The organism is Arthrobacter sp. 10N44_2 (genome assembly GCF_056394385.1).
The window spans coordinates 40693-57819 of the sequence record NZ_JBFTHT010000011.1 but is presented as its reverse complement, the minus strand read 5'-3'; the positions used below and the strand labels follow the sequence as shown (position 1 = coordinate 57819).

The window sequence follows — 17127 nt, the reverse complement described above, 5'->3', positions numbered from 1 at the left end:
CGGCATGCACAGGCGCAGCGGCACCGGGTACACCGGCATCCCGGCATGGATATATGCCATCGCGGCAGCAGGGGCACTCTTCGTCCTGCTGCCGCTGGTTGCAATGGTCGCCAGGGTCAACTGGTCGGAATTCATCCCGCTGATCACATCCGAATCCTCACTCACCGCGCTCGGCCTGAGCCTGCGTACCTCCGCGGCGAGCACCGCCTCCTGCATCGTCCTCGGCGTGCCGCTCGCACTCATCCTGGCCCGAAGCCCGTTCCCGGGCCAGCGCCTGCTCCGGGCCTTCGTCCTGCTGCCGCTGGTCCTGCCTCCCGTAGTGGGAGGCATCGCCCTGCTTTACACCTTCGGCCGCCAGGGACTGCTGGGCAAAAGCCTGGAACTGGCCGGAATCCAGATCGCCTTCTCCACCACCGCCGTCGTCCTCGCCCAGACGTACGTTGCCCTGCCGTTCCTGGTGGTTAGCCTCGAAGGCGCCCTGCGCACCGCCGGCAACAAGTACGAGGCGGTCGCCGCGACCCTCGGGGCGCGCCCGGGCACGGTGCTGCGCCGGGTGACCATCCCGCTGGTGCTCCCCGGCCTGGCCTCCGGCGCCGTTCTGTCCTTCGCCCGCAGCCTGGGCGAATTCGGTGCCACCCTGACCTTCGCCGGCAGCCTGCAGGGCGTCACCCGCACCCTGCCGCTGGAGATCTATCTGCAACGCGAAACCGACGCCGACGCCGCCGTCGCGCTCTCCCTCCTGCTGGTCGCCGTGGCGGTGGCCGTCGTCGGGCTCTCCTACCGGCGCCCGCGCCTTGGCGTGGCACCGGAAGGAGCACTCCGGTGACCTTTCAGCTGGACGCAACCCTTGCCGCACGGGGCTTCGAGGTCTCCTTCAGCCTCGGACCGGCCGAGACAATCGCCATCCTCGGGCCCAACGGGGCCGGTAAATCGACGCTCCTCTCGATCATCTCGGGCCTGCTGCGCCCCGATGCCGGCAAAGCCACGATCGGCGAAAAAGTCCTCTTCGACCTGAGCGCGGACACCAACATCTGGCGCGCCCCGCACACCCGGGGCACGGCGCTGCTGGCCCAGGAAGCCCTCCTGTTTCCGCACCTCAGCGCACTGGACAACGTCGCGTTCGGGCCACGCAGCGCCGGCGCCTCCAGCGCAGCGGCCCGCGAAACGGCCATGCACTGGCTCAGTGAAGTCGACGCCGACTCCCTCGCCTCGCGGCGCCCCGGACAGCTCTCCGGCGGACAGGCCCAGCGGGTGGCCGTGGCCCGCGCCCTCGCCGCCGACCCCGACCTGCTACTCCTGGACGAGCCCATGGCCGCGCTCGACATCCATGCCGCCCCGCTGCTCCGCCGGCTCCTCAAGCGCGTCCTCGCCGGCCGCCGGGCCATCATCATCACCCACGACATCCTCGACGCCCTCATGCTGGCCGACCGGGTGATCGTCCTCGAGGACGGCCGGATCACCGAACAGGGCCCCACCCGCGAAGTCCTGGAAAAACCGCGCAGCCGGTTCGCCGCCGGACTGGCCGGGCTGAACCTGGTGGCGGGGACTGTCAGCGACGCCGGGGTGACCACCGCCGAGGGCATGGTCGTCGCGGGCCACCGGGACGAGACCATCGAGCCCGGGCAGGACGGAGTAGCGGTCTTTCCGCCCTCGGCGGTATCGGTGTTCCTCACCGAAGAGCACGGCAGTCCGCGAAACTCATTCCAAGTGATCATCACGGACCTGGAGCCCCACGGCGATCAGATCCGTGTCCGTGCCGGTCGACTCTCCGCCGACATCACCCCGGCCGCGTCAGCCGACCTCGGCCTCATCCCCGGAATGAGCGTCTACTTCGTCATCAAGGCCGCCGCCATCGCGATCTACCCGGCCTAGGGAGCTTCCGCACGTTCCGCCCGGCGGAGTAGTCTCGGTGCCGGGCGCTGCCGGCGCCGAGCGACTCCGCGAGGAAAGGAAGCTATGCCTGGAATGTATGTGGCGACCTCGACCATCACCATCGGGGCGCCCGCGAGCCGCGTATGGTCCGTGATCACCGATCCCGATGCCGCCAAGGAGTTCATGTTCGGCACCGAACTCGTGACCGACTGGACGGTAGGCGGACCCATCCTGTGGCGGGGCACCTGGGACGGCAAGGAGTACGAGGACAGGGGCAGCATCCTCGAGTTGGAACCCGGACGGCGGCTTGTTGTCACGCACTTCAGCCCGTTGAGCGGCCAGGCGGATGCGCCGGAGAACTACCACACGCTGACCTGGACGCTCGAGGACCAAGCCGGTGCCACGCAACTGACGCTCGCCCAGGACAACAACGCCAGTGCCGAGGACGCCGACCACTCCAAGGACATGTGGGACAGCCTGGTGAAGAGCGTGAAAGGAATCGCGGAGCGGGACGAGCCAGAGCGGGAAGAGTCAGGGCGGGACGAGCCAGAGCGCGATTAGGCAGTACGACCGCGGGGCCAGATTCCGCTAGCGCCTACAGCAGGCTTGCCGCGATGTCCCTCCCGATCCTCTGCAGCAGGGCGGCGGAAAGTCCGGGGTCTTTGGCGGAGTCCTGGTCGGTGTACTCGGCCAGGGTGTAGACCCGGGTGAGCGCCAGTTCGGACCATCTTTCCCGGGGGAGGAGTGAACGGCCGGCCACCGCGATGATCGGGCGGGTTCCGGACCTCCGGGCGACGGCGGCGGGAAGCTTGCCGGCGAGGGTCTGTTCGTCGATGCTGCCTTCGCCGGTGATGACGATGTCGCAACTGTCCCTGCGGTTGTTGAAATCGAGCAGGTCCAGGAAGTAGTCGGCGCCCGAGACCTGCTTGGCGCCCAGCAGCAGGCAGGCGAAGCCGATCCCGCCGGCGCTTCCGGCGCCCTCGCGCTGCGCCAGTTCGGCGGCGTCCTCAAATCCGGCGTCCGTCATCGTGGCGACGAGGTGCGCCAGCCCGTGCTCCAGTGCCGCAACGTCCTGCGGTCCGGCGCCCTTTTGGGGTCCGAAGACCGCCGGCGCGCCGCCGGGCCCGAGCAGTGGATTGTGGACGTCGCTGGCGACCACGAGTTCCGTGCTGTCCAGTTCGGGGAACCTGGTCCGGCGGATGGTGTGGATCTGCGCCAGTGACTCTCCGCTGCCGTGGAGCTGCCGGCCGCGGGCGTCGTGGAAGCCGTAGCCCAGGGCGGTGAGCATTCCCATGCCGCCGTCGGTGCTGGCACTTCCGCCCAGCGCCAGGACGATCCTGGCCGGGTTGAGACTGAGGGCGAACAGGATCGCTTCCCCAAAGCCCCGGCTGGAGGCCGCCAAGGGTTCCAGCTGGCCCGCCGGCAGGTGCGCCAGGCCGCAGGTGTTGGCGACCTCGACGACGGCGGTGGTGCCGTCGAACGCGATGCCGGCCGGGACGGGCCGGCCGGTGGGCCCGGTGACAGTGTGGCGGTGCCGGGTGAAGCCGGCGGCGACGGCGGCGTCCACACTGCCGTCCCCGCCGTCGGCCAGGGGAAGCAGCTCGCAGTGGACCGCTCCGGCCCCGCCGGTGGAGCCGGCTCCGGCGCGGAGCCCTGCGGCCAGGGCGTCGGCCACCTCGCCGGCCGTGAGGCTGCCTTTGAACTTGTCCGGTGCGATGAGGGTCCGCACGGTTTTCGGGGCGGTGGTGTTGAACATGTCAGATGGTTTCTGAGTAGGCAGGGCGGCGGGTGTCCTTGGCCGTCGAATCGGCATCGGCGGCTTCTGTGCGCTCCGGGTGCGTGTGGTGGCCGTATTCGATCAGGTCATCGTCGATGTCGCCGTAGCCGTCCGGGAGGACCGGGTCCTCGCTGGGCAGCGGCTCAACAGTTTCGCCGTTGAAGACGCGGCGGACGCGGTCCGCGTCCAGGGTGCGGTCCCACCAGGCGATGAACAAGGTGGCGACGGCATTACCGGTGAAGTTCACCAGGGCCCGGCACTCGGACATGAACTTGTCGATGCCGAAGATAAGCATGATGCCGGCGGCAGGGATGGTGCCGAGCGTGGACAGGGTGGCGGTCAGGGCGATGAAGCCGCCGCCGGCGACGCCTGCCGCGCCCTTGGAGGTGAGCAGCATGACCGCGATGAGGCCCAGTTGCTGGCCGATGGTCAGGTTCGTGTTGGTTGCCTGGGCGATGTAGACGGCGGCCAGGGAAAGGTAGATGGCGGCGCCGTCGAGGTTGAAGCTGTAGCCCGTGGGGACGACGAGCCCGACCGTTTCCTTCTTCACACCGGCGTGCTCGAGCTTGCGCATCAGGCCCGGGAGGGCCGGTTCGGCAGTGGAGGTGCCCAGAATGAGCAGGTACTCCTCTTTGAGGTGGCGGATCATCTTGAAGATGTTCAGCTTCAGGAAGGCCATGACGGAGCCGAGGACCACGACGACGAAGAGGATCGAGGTGGCGTAGAAGAGGGCGATCAGCCCGCCCATGCTGGAGAGGGAAGAGACGCCGTACTTGCCGACGGCGAAGGCCATCGCGCCGAACGCGCCCAGCGGGGCGGCCTTCATGATGAAGCCCAGGATTTTGAACATGACCCCGGTGAGGCGCTGGACACCGTCCAGGACGGGCGCCCCGACCTTGCCCATGGCGTTCAGCGCGACGCCGAAGATCACGGCGATGAAGATGATCTGGAGGATGTCGCCTTCCACGAAGGGCGCGACGACGCTGGTGGGGATGATGTGGGTCAGGAACTGCCACCATTCCTGGTGGGCGCCGGCGTCGATGAGTTTGGCCGCGGAGTCCGTCGTCTTGATCGCGCTGGCGTCTGCGTTGACGCCGTCGCCGAGGCGGAAGATGTTGATGGCGACCAGGCCAAAGAGCAGGGCAAAGATCGTGCCGATCTGGAAATACGTCAGGGCCTTCAGCCCGGTCATGCCGACCTTCTTCAGATCCGCGACGCTGGCGATGCCGCCGACGATGGTCAGGAACACGATCGGGCCGATCAGCATTCTCATGGCGTTGACGAAGGTGGTGCCGATCGGTTCCATGGCAATGCCCGCGGCCGGGGCCAGCCAGCCCACCAGAATGCCGAGGACGATGCCGGTCAATACCCAGAAGTACAGCTGCCTGTACCAGCGTTTCTTGGGGGCCGGGATTTCCGTGCCCGCGGTGGTGATGTGTCCCATGATTCCTACCTCATTGTGGAATGTCTCTGGAGATGCTTTAAGTGTGGGGGTTTGCGCGGGGCGGGTGCCAGTTCGGCGCAGCCGCCCCGTGCAGTGTGTAGCGTTCGACGGCGGCCGCGCGGCCGGCGTCGTCCGTTTCAGTGCGCCGCAGCGCTGGACGGAAGCGTTAGACGGCCGCCAGGGTGCGGGCCAGGGCCTCGATGATGGCGTCGGTGACGTCCGCGGTGGTGGCGTCGCCGCCGACGTCGCGGGTCAGGTGGCCGGCGCCGGTTGCCTCTTCGATGGCGGCCTCGACGCGGCAGGCTTCCTCGTGCAGGCCGAAGTGGTCCAGCATCAGGGCTGCGCTGGCGATCGCGCCGATCGGGTTGCTGATGCCCTTGCCCGCGATGTCCGGGGCCGAGCCGTGCACCGGCTCGAACATGGACGGGAAGCGGCGCTCCGGGTTCAGGTTTGCGCTGGCCGCCAGGCCGAGGCTGCCGGCAAGGGCCGAGCCGAGGTCGGAGAGGATGTCGGCGTTCAGGTTGGAGGCGACGACCACGGAGAGGTCTTCCGGGTGCAGGATGAACTTGGCGCTCATCGCGTCGACCAGGACGCTCTCGGTGGCGACATCGGGGTAGTCCAGGGCAACCCGCTGGAAGGTTTCGTCCCAGAGGACCATGCCGTACTGCTGGGCGTTGGACTTGGTGACGGAGGAGACCTTCTTCACCGTGCGGGTCCGGGCCAGATCGAACGCGAAGCGGATGATGCGCTCGCAGCCTTTCTCGGTGAACAGCGCGGTCTGCAGGGCGACCTCGTTGCCCGGGCCGCGGCCGCTGAGGTTCCGCCCGCCGAGGCCGGCATACTCGCCTTCGCTGTTTTCGCGGACCACAATCCAGTCGAGCTCGGTGGTGTCGGCCTTGCGCAGCGGGGACTGGATGCCCGGGAGGAACTTCACCGGACGGATGTTCGCCCACTGGTCAAAGTTCTGCGTGATATTCAGGCGCAGGCCCCAGAGGCTGATGTGGTCCGGGACGTTTTCCCAGCCGACAGCGCCGAAGTAGATGGCGTCGAAGTCCTTGAGGGTGTCCAGTCCGTCGGGGTCCATCATCTGGCCCGTCTTGGCGTAGTACTCGCAGCCCCACGGGAACTCGGTCCATTCGAAGGCGAACTTGCCGCCGGAATTCTGCGCCAGGGCGTCCAGGACCCGGCGTCCGGCGGAGACGACCTCTTTGCCGACTCCGTCTGCGGGGATTGAAGCGATGCTGAATTTCTGGGTGGCGCTCATGTGCCGACCTCCTCGTTGAGTGTGTTAGCAGCGTCACACTGCCTTCCTCTTCAAGTAGACGGGCCGGCACCACATGCCGTCCAAGACCAAGATCCGATCCGCTAGATAGGTTCAGCCTATTGATGATGCGCCGGGGGAGGCGTGTCTGTCCTTCCTGGCGGTGGCGGGGCCGCGTGCAGCCGCGCCACCGCCAGGAAGGACCGGGCTGCGGGGGTCAGGTCGTCCCTCCTGCTGAGAACGGCAACATCCAGGTAGGACACGGGTTCGATCAGCAGCGTCCGCAGCCCCGATTTGTGGGCCAGGGGCGCCCACGACGACGGCATCACGGCGTGGCCGACCCCGGCCAGGACCAACGGCAGGATCGAGGTCCGGTGGGCGACCTCGACGACGATTTCGGCGTCGATCCCCCGCGCCAGTGCATCGTCCACAAGCCAGCGCATCAGCGAACCGCGCTGGCTCGCGACCAGGCGGTGGCCGGCCAGCTCCTCGCGTTGGATCGTTGTTGCGGCGCCAAACGTATCGGACTGGGGATTGACGAGAAGGATCAGCGGCTGGCGATCGAGCTCCAGCACCTCAACGCCGGGAACCTTGATGGGCTTGGGGGAGCCTGCCAGCCCGATCTCCGTGCTGCCGCTTCGGACAGACTCGATGACGTCCTCCGGGGTGAAGGCGGCGCTGACATTGAGCCTGACCAGGGGATGCGCCCGGGTGAAGGCGGCGATCATCGAGGACAGGGGCTCGATCCCGGGTGAGGGCATCGTGACGATGTCCAGCCGTCCGCTGCGCAACCCACGCACCGACTGCACCGCGGACTGCGCAGCATCGAGGTTGCGCATCACGAGCCGGGCCGGCCCGATCAGCTCCTTGCCCGCCTCGGTGAGCACCGCCCGCCGCCCGATCCGGTGGAAGAGCGGCACGCCCAGCTCCTTCTCGAGGGCGGCGATGGTCTGCGAGAGCGATGGCTGGGCGATGAGCAGGTGCTCCGCGGCCCGGCTGAACCCGTCGTGGTCAACAACAGCCAGAAAATACTTCAGCTTTCGGGTGTCCACCCTGGCTCCTTCACCGGTTTTTGCGCTTGACGGTTGCCGTGCGGCCGCCTGATCGATGAGTCCGAGCCTATTTCCTGCCGACGATTCGGATGAGCATTTGTTCCACCTCCGCGGCAAAGAACATGATCGCCGCTCGCCGTCGACCGCGCCGCTACGGCAGCCGGGAGGGGCGCAGCAGCGTGGGGACGCCGGCCTGCCCGGGGTCGAGCGGGACGGGGCTGACCAGCACGGCCGGGCCGCGGCTCAGGAGGCCGGTCGAAAGCGGCTGGCAGCGCACGCCTCCCCGGCCGCGCATGGCGGCGTGCGCGCCGGGGGCAAGCATCCGGTCCATCCAGGCGCAGGGGTGGGCTGGCCGTCCGGCCCGGAGCCGGACCACGTTGCCCCTCGACTCGAGCGCGAACTCTTCGCCGAGCAGGGGAGCGAGCTGGGCGCCCCGGAGGACCACATTGCGCCGGGTCAGGAGCGGGTCAAAGGGGCCGGCTGCCAGTTCCTTGGCCATCGCCTCGAGGGCCTCGATCGAGAGGAGGGTGACGGCGGCGTCCATGTGCGCGGCCTTGCCGAAGAACCGGTCGCCGACGATGCCCTTGCCGGCCACAAGTTCCACTTGGTCCGCGTCCGTCGTGGGGACCTGCGCCGCACCATCGCGGGCGCGGCCGAAGTAGGCGTGCGCCGGCGAGACAAGGAGGTGCAGAATCTCGACGTCGTACCTGTAGCTTGCCGTCATGCCCTAAAACTATCCTCCCTCGCAGCGCCGGCGCGCCAAGTCGCCGGAAACGTGCGGACTCGCCGGAACCTTGCGGCGACCTCGCAGGCTTCCCGCGAACTCGGCGGGGCCTCATCAGGGTACGAGCACGATCTTCCCTTTCGACGCGGTGCTCCCCAGCAGCTCATGGGCGCGGCGAACGTCGGAAAGCGGCAGGCGCTCGGCCACCACCGGGTGAATCTCGCCGCGGCGAAGCAACTCGAGCAGCGCGAAGAAGTCTGCCCTGAACCAGTCCTGGTGGTGGATGCGCAGCTTCTGGATCCGGTAGGACAACACTTTTCGGCGGGGTGACAGCCAGCCCCAGAGGGCGACGCTCCCCGTTGCCGCGTACCAGGCGATCACGCCCGGCCAGTTCTTGCGCCCCTGCGCGATGGTGGCGTAGCGGCCAAACACAACGAGCCGACCGCCGGGCCGCAGCGCGCGGAAGGAGCGCAGAGACAACGGCCCACCGATCCCGTCGAGGGCAATGTCTACGCCGTCGCCGGTGAGCCCGCGCACTCGGGCCAGGAAATCCTCGTTCTGATAGTCGATCGCCACCGCGCCCAGCCGCTCAACTGCCGCGCGGTCCCGGCCGGAGGCGGTCCCGTAGAGGCGGAGGCGGGCCAGTGCTCCGAGCTCGAGGATGGCGGCCCCTACCCTGCCTGCCGCGCCGTGAACCAGAACACTCTCCCCGGGCTTCGCCTGGGCCGTCCGGTGCAGCAGCTGGTAGGCGGTCATGTAGGGGAAGACGAGGCTTACGACCTCGGCCGGGTCGAGGTCCTCAGGCACATCCACCGCGTATGCCTCTGGCACACAGACGCGCTCGGCGTTGGCGCCCCACACCGTCAGCGCGCCGATGCGGTCCCCGACCCGTACCCGCGAGCAACCGGGCCCGAGCTCATCAACGATGCCGACGAGCTCATAGCCGGGCGTGAAAGGCGGCTTCGGTCCGCCGAGGTAGGTGCCGGCGCGCAGCTGGGCGTCGGTGAAAGAGACCCCCGAAGCCAGGACCCTGACGCGGACTTCGCCCGGGCCGGGCCGTGGATCGTCGACCTCCACCACCTGCAGGACCTCGGGGCCGCCGAAGCGGTCGATCACCACACGCTTCATGGGCTCACTCTACGCTCGGCACACGCTCCGCACACCGGCCTCTTGCCGCCCGGTCCTTGTCTCCACCGGGGTCGTTTCGTGAACCATTGACACCCCCGAACGGTCGGACTATCCTACAACCAAATGGTTGTAGATCAGCTCAGAACCCAGCTCAACGACGACGAACTCGACCGCCTTTTCCACGCATTCGCCGACGCGACCCGCAGGGACATCGTGCGCCGGGTGACAGTGGGCGAGTACTCGGTCTCCGGGCTCGCCGCCCTCTACGCCATGAGTTTCGCGGCCGTCCAGAAGCATGTGGCGGTGCTGGAACGCGCTTCCCTTGTCTCGAAGGAGAAGCGGGGAAGGGAGCAGATCGTGCGGGCCAACCATGACGGCCTGCAGCGGGCCCGCCGCCTGCTGGACGACTACGAGGTCATTTGGCGCCAGCGCGCCGACCGGATTGCGGACCTGCTTGCCGAAGGGGCCGCCCCGGAACCTGACGAGACGCAGGCAGGCGCCAGACCAATCAAGAAATCGCAAGGCCAAGCTGAAGGAAACTGAAGGATAGGAGAGTTCGTCATGACGGTTGTCAGTTCAGTCAAGAATCTTGAGGCGCTGAGCCTCACCGTGGTCGCCGAGTTCGATGCCGGAGTGGAGCGCGTCTGGCAAATCTGGGAAGACCCGCGCCAGCTCGAGCGCTGGTGGGGGCCGCCCACGTGGCCGGCCACCTTCGAGAAGCACGAGTTCGTCCCGGGCGGCGAGGCCAGCTACTACATGACGGGACCCGAGGGGGAGAAGGCCCGCGGCTGGTGGCGGTTCGTGACCATCAACGCCCCGCACCGCCTGGAATTCGATGACGGCTTCGCGGACGACAATGGCGACCCCGTGGCCGACATGGGCACCATTCACGGTGTTGTGACGCTGGAGCCAATCGGCGGCCGCACCCGAATGACCATCCTGTCCACCTTCGAGGCCGAGGAGCAGATGGAGCAGATCGTCGCCATGGGCATGGAAGAAGGCATGAAGGGGGCACTGGGCCAGGTCGACGCGATCCTCGCCGAGTCCGTCAACGCCTGACCTGCAACGCAAGACGACGGCGGCGGGAATCTCCCGCCGTCGTTCTCTTTGGCCCTATTCAGCCCGCCGCGTGCGGCGTTAGGATGCCGTGTGACATTCACCCACGGTTACGCGGCGAACGGCGACCTCCGCATGTACTACGAGGTCCATGGTCACCCGCGGGTCGGCGAGCCCCCGCTGTTGCTGATTCCCGGCGGAGGCTCGAGCATCGAGACCAATTTCGCCGGCCTCATCCCCGCGCTGCTGGCCGAGAGCCTGCAGGTGATCGCCGTCGAAGAGGAAGGCCACGGCCGGACCGCGGCTACCGCCCGGCCGCTCACCGCCGAAGGATCGGCAGGGGACATCAAGGCCGTGCTCGATGCGCTCAACGTGGACTCCGTGGATGTGCTCGGGTTCAGCGCCGGGGGCCACACCGCGCTCGCGCTGGCCATGAGGCATCCGTCCATGGTGCGGTGCCTGATTGCCGCCTCCACCTTCGCCAGCCGCGACGCTGTGGGCGATGAGTTCTGGGAGGGGATGGAAAAGGCAACCCTCGATGACATGCCGGAGGTGTACCAGGAGGCGGACCGTCGGCTGAACCCGGACCCCGGACACCTCGAGCGGATGTTCGAACTGGACCGCCAGCGGATCCTGAGCTTCCCCGGATGGTCGGACGAGGACCTGCGCCGCATCACGGCCCGGACCCTGGTGCTGAGCGCCGACCGCGACGTCGTCAGCGCTGACCACGCCGTGCGGATGTCACGGGTCATTCCCGGGGCGCGCCTGATGATCGTGCCGGGTACCCACGGCGATTATTTGGGCGAGCTGGCCGCGAGCGGGGGCGACCTGCGGGCCATGCGGACCACTCTCCCGTACCTGCTGCGGTTCCTGGAGGAGTAGGGGCCGGTCAGGGCCTCGCCGGCGTCGAGGTCTGCGCCGGACTGGTCTGCGCCGGACTGGAGGTCCAGTGCTGCCGGTGCAGCCGCTCGAAGCCGTCCAGGAGCAGATCCAGGGCGAACTCGAACTCGAACTGGTCATCGCACCCTTGGCCCACCACAGAGTCCTGGTGCGCGGAGGCGGTGGCGACCTTCAGGATGTTCGGATACCGCTCGGCCATCTCCTGGAACATGACTGCCTGCGCCTCCGGCGGAAGGGTGGCCAGCCCTGCGGCGTTCCCGTCGGCGGAGTCGTCGAACAGTTCCTGGGTGAACCCCCACATGCGGCTGCCGAGGGCGTGCATGACGTGATGGGTCAGGTCCACGGAGAAGCCTCCGGCCAGGAACATGCCGATGAACGAGTCCATGTAGCCAAGGACCGCTGGAGTTTTATTCGTGCGCGATTCCAGCACTTGCCGGGCCCACGGATGCCGCAGCAGCGCCCCCCGCGCCGAGAGCACCCTCAGTCGCACGGCGTCCTTCCAGCCGGCATCGCGGACGGGAGGATCGATCTCGCTGACAAGGGCGTCCACCATGCCGTCAAGGAGTTCCTCCTTGTTGGCCACGTGCTTGTAAAGCGCCATCGGAACGACGCCGAGTTCCTGCGCCAGCCGGCGCATGCTCAGCGCCTCGATCCCCACCTGATCGGCCAGCACGACGGCGGCAGCCAGGACGCGGTCCCGGCTCAACGGAATCCGGCGTGTTCGCTCCGCTTGCTGGGTCATCCGGCCACCCTTCCCTAACGGTTCCCTATTGACAAGTGTACGCCGTACACCTAACGTGGCCGCATCAGGTGTACGCCGTACACCGCGCGTCTCATGTACCGCCGCCGCCAGCCATCCCAGCCAAGGACCACGCCGTGACAACACACGCCAGCAGCGCCCCCGTCCCCCGAGTCCGCCGCCGCCCCCAGTGGCCAGTGCCCGCCGGATTGATCCTTCTCAGCCTCATCCCGGTGATCGCCGGTGCGGCGCGGCTGACGGAACTGACCGGCGGGGCCGCCGTCACCGCCCAGAACGCCCGGTTCTTCGCCTCACCCGTGCCCGTGGTGACCCACATCCTCAGTGTCACCACCTACAGCCTGCTCGGTGCGTTCCAGTTCCTCCCCGTGCTGCGGGGCCGCCGGGGCTGGCACCGCATCGCCGGCCGCATCCTCGCGCCGGCGGGCCTGCTGGCCGCCCTGTCCGGCCTGTGGATGGCCGTCTTTTATCCGCTGCCGCCCGGGGACGGACCGGCGCTGTTGGTGCTGCGGCTGGTCTTCGGCTCGGCCATGGCGGCGAGCATTGTCCTGGGAGTCGTGGCGGTTGTGCGCCGGGATTTTGTGCGGCACGGCGCGTGGATGACCCGCGGCTATGCGATCGGCGTTGCCGCGGGAACGCAGGCGCTGACGGGGCTGCCGTGGATGCTGCTGGTGGGCCCGCCCGACGAGCCGACCCGGGCTGTGCTCCTGGGGGCAGCCTGGGTGATCAACCTTGCGGTGGCCGAGTACGTCATCCACCGGCGCGCCAGGCGGACCGTGCGCGCCAGGCTGACCGTGCCCGAACCTGCCGCCGCCGTCCCCGCGCCTGCCGCCGTCGTTCCCGTGCCTGCTGCCGCCGTCGTCGAAGTCGCCGGAAGCGTGCCGGCTCGCCGTACTTTTCCGGCGAAGCGGACGGTTTCCGGCGACGTGGAGGCCGGGCGGCTAGACTCACGCGCATGACAATTGTGGACGATCAGGGCCGCCCGGAGCCTCCCCTTGCCGCCGATGAAACCGCGACCCTCCTGGGTTTCCTGGACTACCAGCGGGCCACGCTGGCGTGGAAATGCGCCGGGCTGGACGCGGCCGGCTTCATGGCTACTACCGCTGCCTCATCGATGACACTGGGTGGGCTCCTGAAGCACATGGCCTATGTGGAGAGCGAATGGTTCTCCCGTTCCCTGCACGCCCGGGACCGGGAGGCCCCGTTTGCCGCCGTGGATTGGAAGGCCGACCCGGACTGGGAGTGGCATTCCGCCGCCGAGGACACCCCGGACCAGCTGCGCACCTTCTGGCAGGACGCCGTGGACCGGTCCCGGGCCAGCGTCACGGAGGCCCTGGCCTCCGGCGACCTGGACCAATTGGCCCGTCGCCCGTGGCCGGACGGTTCGGCACCGAGCCTGCGCTGGATCCTGTGCCACATGATCGAGGAGTATGCCCGGCACAACGGCCATGCCGATCTCCTCCGCGAGGCCCTAGACGGCGAGACGGGGGAATAGGCGGCGAAACGGGGGAGTAGCCTCGAGGCAACCCTCCAACCACCCGTTGCGCTATCAGTCTTGGCGGTTATGGACGCCGAATGACGACCAGGACTGATAGCGCAACCAGATTAGGCAGGGTGTATTTAGTAGGCCTTGACCCGCTGTTCGACGATGAGGTGGACCAGGGCGAACACGCCGTCCCGGTCGATGGCGGCCAGCGCCGCCTCGAGGGCGGCCGGCACATCCTTATCCTCGGTGACGGTGATGCCGAAACCGCCGAACGCCCGGGCCATCATGCCGAAGTCGGGGTTCTTCAGCTGCGTGCCCGACACCCGGGACGGGTAGTGGCGTTCCTGATGGGTGCGGATGGTGCCGTACTCCTGGTTGTCCATCACGATGATCAGCGGCGTGGCTCCGTACTGGGCGGCCGTGGCGAGCTCCTGGCCGTTCATCAGGAATTCCCCGTCGCCGGCGATGGTGACCACCCGGCGCTCCGGGCTGGCCAGTGAGGCGGCGATGGCCGAAGGCACCGAGTACCCCATGGAACCGTTCCGGGCACTGATCATCGAGGCGTAGCCCCGGGTGGGGAAGTACCGGTGCGCCCAGTTGGTGTGCTCGCCTGCCCCGAATGTCACCAGGGCGTCCTGCGGCAGCAGCGGGACGAGGTTGGCCATCAGGGTGTCCATCTTCGCGGGACCGGCGCCGGGTGTCGACGGCGGCAGGCTGGCGAACGACTGCTGCTCGGCGCGCATCCGGGCCGTCCACGCCTTCCACTCCTGCCTGACGGGCAGGTCGATGTTGACCAAGTCCCGGACGAAGGCGTCCGGCTTGGCCAGGATCTGGCGGGAGACCGGACCGGAGCGGCCGCGCAGCGAGGGATCGATGCTGACGAGGAAGTTGTTCTTGTTCCAGTCCTGCCGGCAGACGAAACCGTCCGTGATCACGTCCCCCGGGACCGTCCCGACGAAAACGAGCAGGTCGGTTTCCTCCAGGAGGTCATAGGTGGGGCGGGGCCGGCCGTAGCCGATCGGCCCCACGTAGCTGGGCGAATCAAAGGAGACGGTCCCCTGTGTACGCCACTCCGCCGCGGCCGGGATGTGGTGCTTTTCGAGCCAGCGGGTTAGTTCCGAGGCGGCTTCCTGGGTCCAGTCGTTCCCGCCGGTGACAAAGAGCGGCTTCTTCGACTGTGCCAGCGCCTCAGCCAGCGCACCGGCATCGGTGCTGCTCATGCCGCCCGCGGCAACCGGGATGGCCGGGTGCAGGGCCGGATCAATGGGGACCCGGATGATGTCCTCCGGCAGGCCCACCACCACGGGCCCGGGACGGCCGCTCATGGCCGCGAACATTGCCTCCGCGACAATTTCGGAGGCCCGCTCGGGGTGGTCGAGGACCATCACGCGTTTGGCGCCGGTGTCGAACCACGCCTTGATGTCGAACTCCTGGAACGCCTCGCGGTCCCGGTGCGCGAACGGAATCAGTCCGACGAAGAGCAGCATCGGGGTGGAGTCCTGCCACGCGGTGTGCAGGCCCACATGGGCGTTCGCTGCCCCGGGGCCGCGGGTGACCATGGCGACGCCGGGGCGCTGGTTCATCTTGCCGTCGGCCTCGGCCATGTAGGCGGCGCCGCCCTCGTGCCGGCAGACCACGGTCTCGATCTCAGAGCCGTGCAGCCCGTCGAGGACGTCCAGGAAGCTTTCCCCCGGGACAACAAACGTGCGTTCCACCCCGTGCGCTGCGAGCGAATCAACAATCACGTGGCCGGCGGACTTGAGGGTGCTGGCGCCGTTGCGGTTATCCAGGACAGCCCCTGGGGCCGTCTGCAGGGGTTTGATGGTGTCGCCTTCAACTGGGTGCGTGTCGGTTGCGGTCATTGTGGATGCAGACTCGGTTTTCATCACTACTTGTCTTCTTGGGTTGGGTTGGCGGGCATGGCATGTCCACTGAATCCAGCGGAACGGTGGCTAGTCTGTTTCCGGTCCGGTGCAGAAGAAGCAGCCGTCCTCGCAACTGTCGTTCGACGCCGGCGGCTTGTCTTTGTGCGCGTCTGGCGGGTGGCGCTCCTGCAGAGCGCTAGGGCGGCCGGGACTCAGCGGGTTTCGTGGCTGCATGAAGGCTTTCGCGTTGGGTGCCGGGTTGCGGGATTGGTCGGCACTGGGACGTTCGATTAGCGGATTGGGGTCCGGTTGGCCAGCACAGGCGCGGCGCCCGTGAAGCCGTCGCGGGTTTCGGCGATGTCGTGGATCTGCTTCCGGCAGGCGTACCAGCCGCCTACCATCAGCGCGCAGGCCACCAGGGTCACCAGCAATGTGAGCGGGGAATCGATGAAGACCATGACGAGGACGCCGAGCAGGAATACCAGGGAGAGGTACCCGGTGTAGGGGGCGCCGAACATCCGGAAAGAGGGGCGCTCAAGCCAGCCTTTGTCTGCCCACCGTTTGAGCTGGATCTGGCAGAGCACAATGGTGGCCCAAGTGACGACGATGCCTACGGCGGCGACGTTCAGGACGATCTCGAAAGCCTGGCCGGGGACCAGGTAGTTCAGCGGGACCCCGAGGAGGGAGACGCCGGCGGTGATGGCGATGCCGCCGTAGGGGACACCGGCCTTATTCATCCGCTGGGCGAACTTCGGGGCCGATCCGGCCACTGACATGGAACGCAGGATGCGGCCGGTGGAGTAGAGACCGGCGTTCAGCGAGGACAGGGCGGCCGTGAGGACCACGAGGTTCATGATGACGTCCACGCCCTGGATACCGATGGATCCGAAGAACGTCACAAACGGGCTGACGCCTTTTTCATACGAGGTGTAGGGCAGCAACAGGGCGAGCAGAATGACCGAGCCGACGTAGAAGACGGCGATCCGGAAGACCACGGAGTTGATGGCCTTGGGCATGATTCTTTCGGGGTTTTCGGTTTCGCCGGCGGCGGTACCGATCAGTTCGATCGAGGCGTAGGCGAACAGCACGCCCTGCATAAGGATGATCATGGGCAGCAGGCCGTTGGGGAAGAGGCCGCCATTGTCGGTGATGAGGCTGAATCCGACTTCCTGGCCTTCCACAGGCGTGCCGAACATGACGAAGTAGGTGCCGACCAACAGGAACGCGACCAAGGCCGCGACCTTGATCAGGGCGAACCAGAACTCGAGCTCGCCGAACACCTTGACGGAGACGAGGTTGAGGCAGAGGACCACGACGAGGGCGATCAGCGCCCACGCCCACTGCGGTACGGCCCCCATCCAGGGGATGTATTTGCCGAAGAAGTTCATGTAGAGGGCCGCGGCGGTGATGTCCACGATGGTGGTGGTGGCCCAGTTGATCCAATAGAACCAGCCGGAGATGAACGCGGCCTTCTCTCCGTAGAATTCGCGGGCGTAGGACACGAACGATCCTGACGAGGGCCGGTGCAGCACCAGTTCACCCAGGGCGCGCAGGATCAGGAACGCGAAGAAGCCGCAGACTGCGTAGGCGATGACCAGTGACGGGCCGGCCGCGTTGAGCCTGCCGCCGGCACCCAGGAACAGGCCTGTCCCGATGGCCCCGCCGATCGCGATCATCTGGATCTGCCGGGGCTTCAGGCTCTTGTGATAGCCCGAGTCCTCCGCGTGGATCAGGGCATCCGAAGCGTGGGCGTGGCCGCCATCGGCCTGGTACAAGCCAACCTCGTCATTGGGGTTGTTGGGCAT

The 17127-nt window shown here is 67.7% G+C and carries 17 protein-coding genes; 8 read left to right on the top strand and 9 right to left on the bottom strand.

Annotated elements, in window-relative coordinates:
• Positions 1–4: 4 nt before the first annotated feature.
• The 3 genes from AC1DBX_RS13010 to AC1DBX_RS13000 all read left to right on the top strand — a co-directional run bounded on the left by AC1DBX_RS13010 (position 5) and on the right by AC1DBX_RS13000 (position 2433).
• Positions 5–826, top strand: a complete 822-nt coding sequence (locus tag AC1DBX_RS13010; RefSeq protein WP_028275168.1) for an ABC transporter permease — start codon at positions 5–7, stop codon at positions 824–826.
• Complete coding sequence (locus AC1DBX_RS13005) at positions 823–1872, top strand: sulfate/molybdate ABC transporter ATP-binding protein (RefSeq protein WP_476873410.1); 1050 nt, start codon at positions 823–825, stop codon at positions 1870–1872. Before AC1DBX_RS13010 ends, AC1DBX_RS13005 begins: the two co-directional genes overlap by 4 nt.
• Before the next feature lie 84 nt (positions 1873–1956).
• The gene (locus tag AC1DBX_RS13000; RefSeq protein WP_476931924.1) at positions 1957–2433 is read left to right on the top strand and encodes an SRPBCC domain-containing protein; all 477 of its coding nucleotides are present in this window, start codon (positions 1957–1959) and stop codon (positions 2431–2433) included.
• A 34-nt stretch (positions 2434–2467) separates the two neighbouring features.
• Here AC1DBX_RS13000 and AC1DBX_RS12995 read toward each other — a convergent pair whose 3' ends face one another.
• From AC1DBX_RS12995 to AC1DBX_RS12970, 6 genes are all read right to left on the bottom strand, one after another.
• Positions 2468–3628 carry a glycerate kinase gene (locus AC1DBX_RS12995; RefSeq protein WP_476871390.1) on the bottom strand — a complete coding sequence of 387 codons (1161 nt, stop codon included), beginning with the start codon at positions 3626–3628 and terminating at the stop codon, positions 2468–2470.
• A 1-nt stretch (position 3629) separates the two neighbouring features.
• Positions 3630–5093, bottom strand: a complete 1464-nt coding sequence (gene dctA, locus AC1DBX_RS12990) for a C4-dicarboxylate transporter DctA (RefSeq protein ID WP_476931923.1) — start codon at positions 5091–5093, stop codon at positions 3630–3632.
• A 166-nt stretch (positions 5094–5259) separates the two neighbouring features.
• Positions 5260–6357, bottom strand: a complete 1098-nt coding sequence (locus tag AC1DBX_RS12985; protein ID WP_476931922.1) for a tartrate dehydrogenase — start codon at positions 6355–6357, stop codon at positions 5260–5262.
• 116 nt (positions 6358–6473) lie between these two features.
• Positions 6474–7406, bottom strand: coding sequence for a LysR family transcriptional regulator (locus AC1DBX_RS12980; protein ID WP_476931921.1), 933 nt, complete (start codon positions 7404–7406; stop codon positions 6474–6476).
• 151 nt (positions 7407–7557) lie between these two features.
• Positions 7558–8130 carry an MOSC domain-containing protein gene (locus AC1DBX_RS12975; RefSeq protein WP_223913536.1) on the bottom strand — a complete coding sequence of 191 codons (573 nt, stop codon included), beginning with the start codon at positions 8128–8130 and terminating at the stop codon, positions 7558–7560.
• A gap of 114 nt (positions 8131–8244) precedes the next feature.
• Positions 8245–9258: a medium chain dehydrogenase/reductase family protein gene (locus AC1DBX_RS12970; RefSeq protein WP_476931920.1), complete on the bottom strand. Its 1014-nt coding sequence runs from the start codon at positions 9256–9258 to the stop codon at positions 8245–8247.
• A gap of 123 nt (positions 9259–9381) precedes the next feature.
• On the opposite strand from AC1DBX_RS12970, the gene AC1DBX_RS12965 reads away from it, so the two are divergent.
• The 3 genes from AC1DBX_RS12965 to AC1DBX_RS12955 all read left to right on the top strand — a co-directional run bounded on the left by AC1DBX_RS12965 (position 9382) and on the right by AC1DBX_RS12955 (position 11196).
• On the top strand, positions 9382–9801 hold the full coding sequence (locus tag AC1DBX_RS12965) for an ArsR/SmtB family transcription factor (RefSeq protein ID WP_476931919.1): 420 nt from the start codon (positions 9382–9384) through the stop codon (positions 9799–9801).
• Between the two features lie 18 nt (positions 9802–9819).
• On the top strand, positions 9820–10317 hold the full coding sequence (locus tag AC1DBX_RS12960; RefSeq protein ID WP_476931918.1) for an SRPBCC family protein: 498 nt from the start codon (positions 9820–9822) through the stop codon (positions 10315–10317).
• A gap of 90 nt (positions 10318–10407) precedes the next feature.
• Positions 10408–11196 carry an alpha/beta fold hydrolase gene (locus tag AC1DBX_RS12955; protein WP_476931917.1) on the top strand — a complete coding sequence of 263 codons (789 nt, stop codon included), beginning with the start codon at positions 10408–10410 and terminating at the stop codon, positions 11194–11196.
• Positions 11197–11203: 7 nt separating this feature from the next.
• Here the strand turns inward: AC1DBX_RS12955 and AC1DBX_RS12950 are convergent, their stop codons facing one another.
• Positions 11204–11956 (bottom strand): TetR/AcrR family transcriptional regulator, encoded by a 753-nt coding sequence (locus AC1DBX_RS12950; RefSeq protein WP_476931916.1) that lies wholly within the window; start codon positions 11954–11956, stop codon positions 11204–11206.
• A gap of 134 nt (positions 11957–12090) precedes the next feature.
• Here AC1DBX_RS12950 and AC1DBX_RS12945 point away from each other — a divergent pair, with 134 nt between their 5' ends.
• Together AC1DBX_RS12945 and AC1DBX_RS12940 are read left to right on the top strand one after the other, a co-directional pair.
• Entirely contained in the window at positions 12091–12930 is an 840-nt protein-coding gene (locus tag AC1DBX_RS12945; protein WP_476931915.1) for a DUF2306 domain-containing protein, read from the top strand.
• Positions 12927–13466 (top strand): DinB family protein, encoded by a 540-nt coding sequence (locus AC1DBX_RS12940; protein WP_476931914.1) that lies wholly within the window; start codon positions 12927–12929, stop codon positions 13464–13466. Before AC1DBX_RS12945 ends, AC1DBX_RS12940 begins: the two co-directional genes overlap by 4 nt.
• Before the next feature lie 125 nt (positions 13467–13591).
• Here AC1DBX_RS12940 and AC1DBX_RS12935 read toward each other — a convergent pair whose 3' ends face one another.
• Positions 13592–15319 carry a thiamine pyrophosphate-dependent enzyme gene (locus AC1DBX_RS12935; protein WP_476859917.1) on the bottom strand — a complete coding sequence of 576 codons (1728 nt, stop codon included), beginning with the start codon at positions 15317–15319 and terminating at the stop codon, positions 13592–13594.
• A gap of 293 nt (positions 15320–15612) precedes the next feature.
• On the bottom strand, positions 15613–17127 hold the full coding sequence (locus AC1DBX_RS12930) for an amino acid permease (protein WP_043435285.1): 1515 nt from the start codon (positions 17125–17127) through the stop codon (positions 15613–15615).

Coding starts and splice junctions, on each gene's coding strand:
- AC1DBX_RS13010 (WP_028275168.1), top strand. CDS start 5: ATGCACAGGCGCAGCGGCACCGGGTACACCGGCATCCCGGCATGGATA.
- AC1DBX_RS13000 (WP_476931924.1), top strand. CDS start 1,957: ATGCCTGGAATGTATGTGGCGACCTCGACCATCACCATCGGGGCGCCC.
- AC1DBX_RS12995 (WP_476871390.1), bottom strand. CDS start 3,628: ATGTTCAACACCACCGCCCCGAAAACCGTGCGGACCCTCATCGCACCG.
- dctA (WP_476931923.1), bottom strand. CDS start 5,093: ATGGGACACATCACCACCGCGGGCACGGAAATCCCGGCCCCCAAGAAA.
- AC1DBX_RS12985 (WP_476931922.1), bottom strand. CDS start 6,357: ATGAGCGCCACCCAGAAATTCAGCATCGCTTCAATCCCCGCAGACGGA.
- AC1DBX_RS12975 (WP_223913536.1), bottom strand. CDS start 8,130: ATGACGGCAAGCTACAGGTACGACGTCGAGATTCTGCACCTCCTTGTC.
- AC1DBX_RS12970 (WP_476931920.1), bottom strand. CDS start 9,258: ATGAAGCGTGTGGTGATCGACCGCTTCGGCGGCCCCGAGGTCCTGCAG.
- AC1DBX_RS12965 (WP_476931919.1), top strand. CDS start 9,382: ATGGTTGTAGATCAGCTCAGAACCCAGCTCAACGACGACGAACTCGAC.
- AC1DBX_RS12960 (WP_476931918.1), top strand. CDS start 9,820: ATGACGGTTGTCAGTTCAGTCAAGAATCTTGAGGCGCTGAGCCTCACC.
- AC1DBX_RS12950 (WP_476931916.1), bottom strand. CDS start 11,956: ATGACCCAGCAAGCGGAGCGAACACGCCGGATTCCGTTGAGCCGGGAC.
- AC1DBX_RS12940 (WP_476931914.1), top strand. CDS start 12,927: ATGACAATTGTGGACGATCAGGGCCGCCCGGAGCCTCCCCTTGCCGCC.
- AC1DBX_RS12935 (WP_476859917.1), bottom strand. CDS start 15,319: ATGACCGCAACCGACACGCACCCAGTTGAAGGCGACACCATCAAACCC.
- AC1DBX_RS12930 (WP_043435285.1), bottom strand. CDS start 17,127: ATGCCCAACAACCCCAATGACGAGGTTGGCTTGTACCAGGCCGATGGC.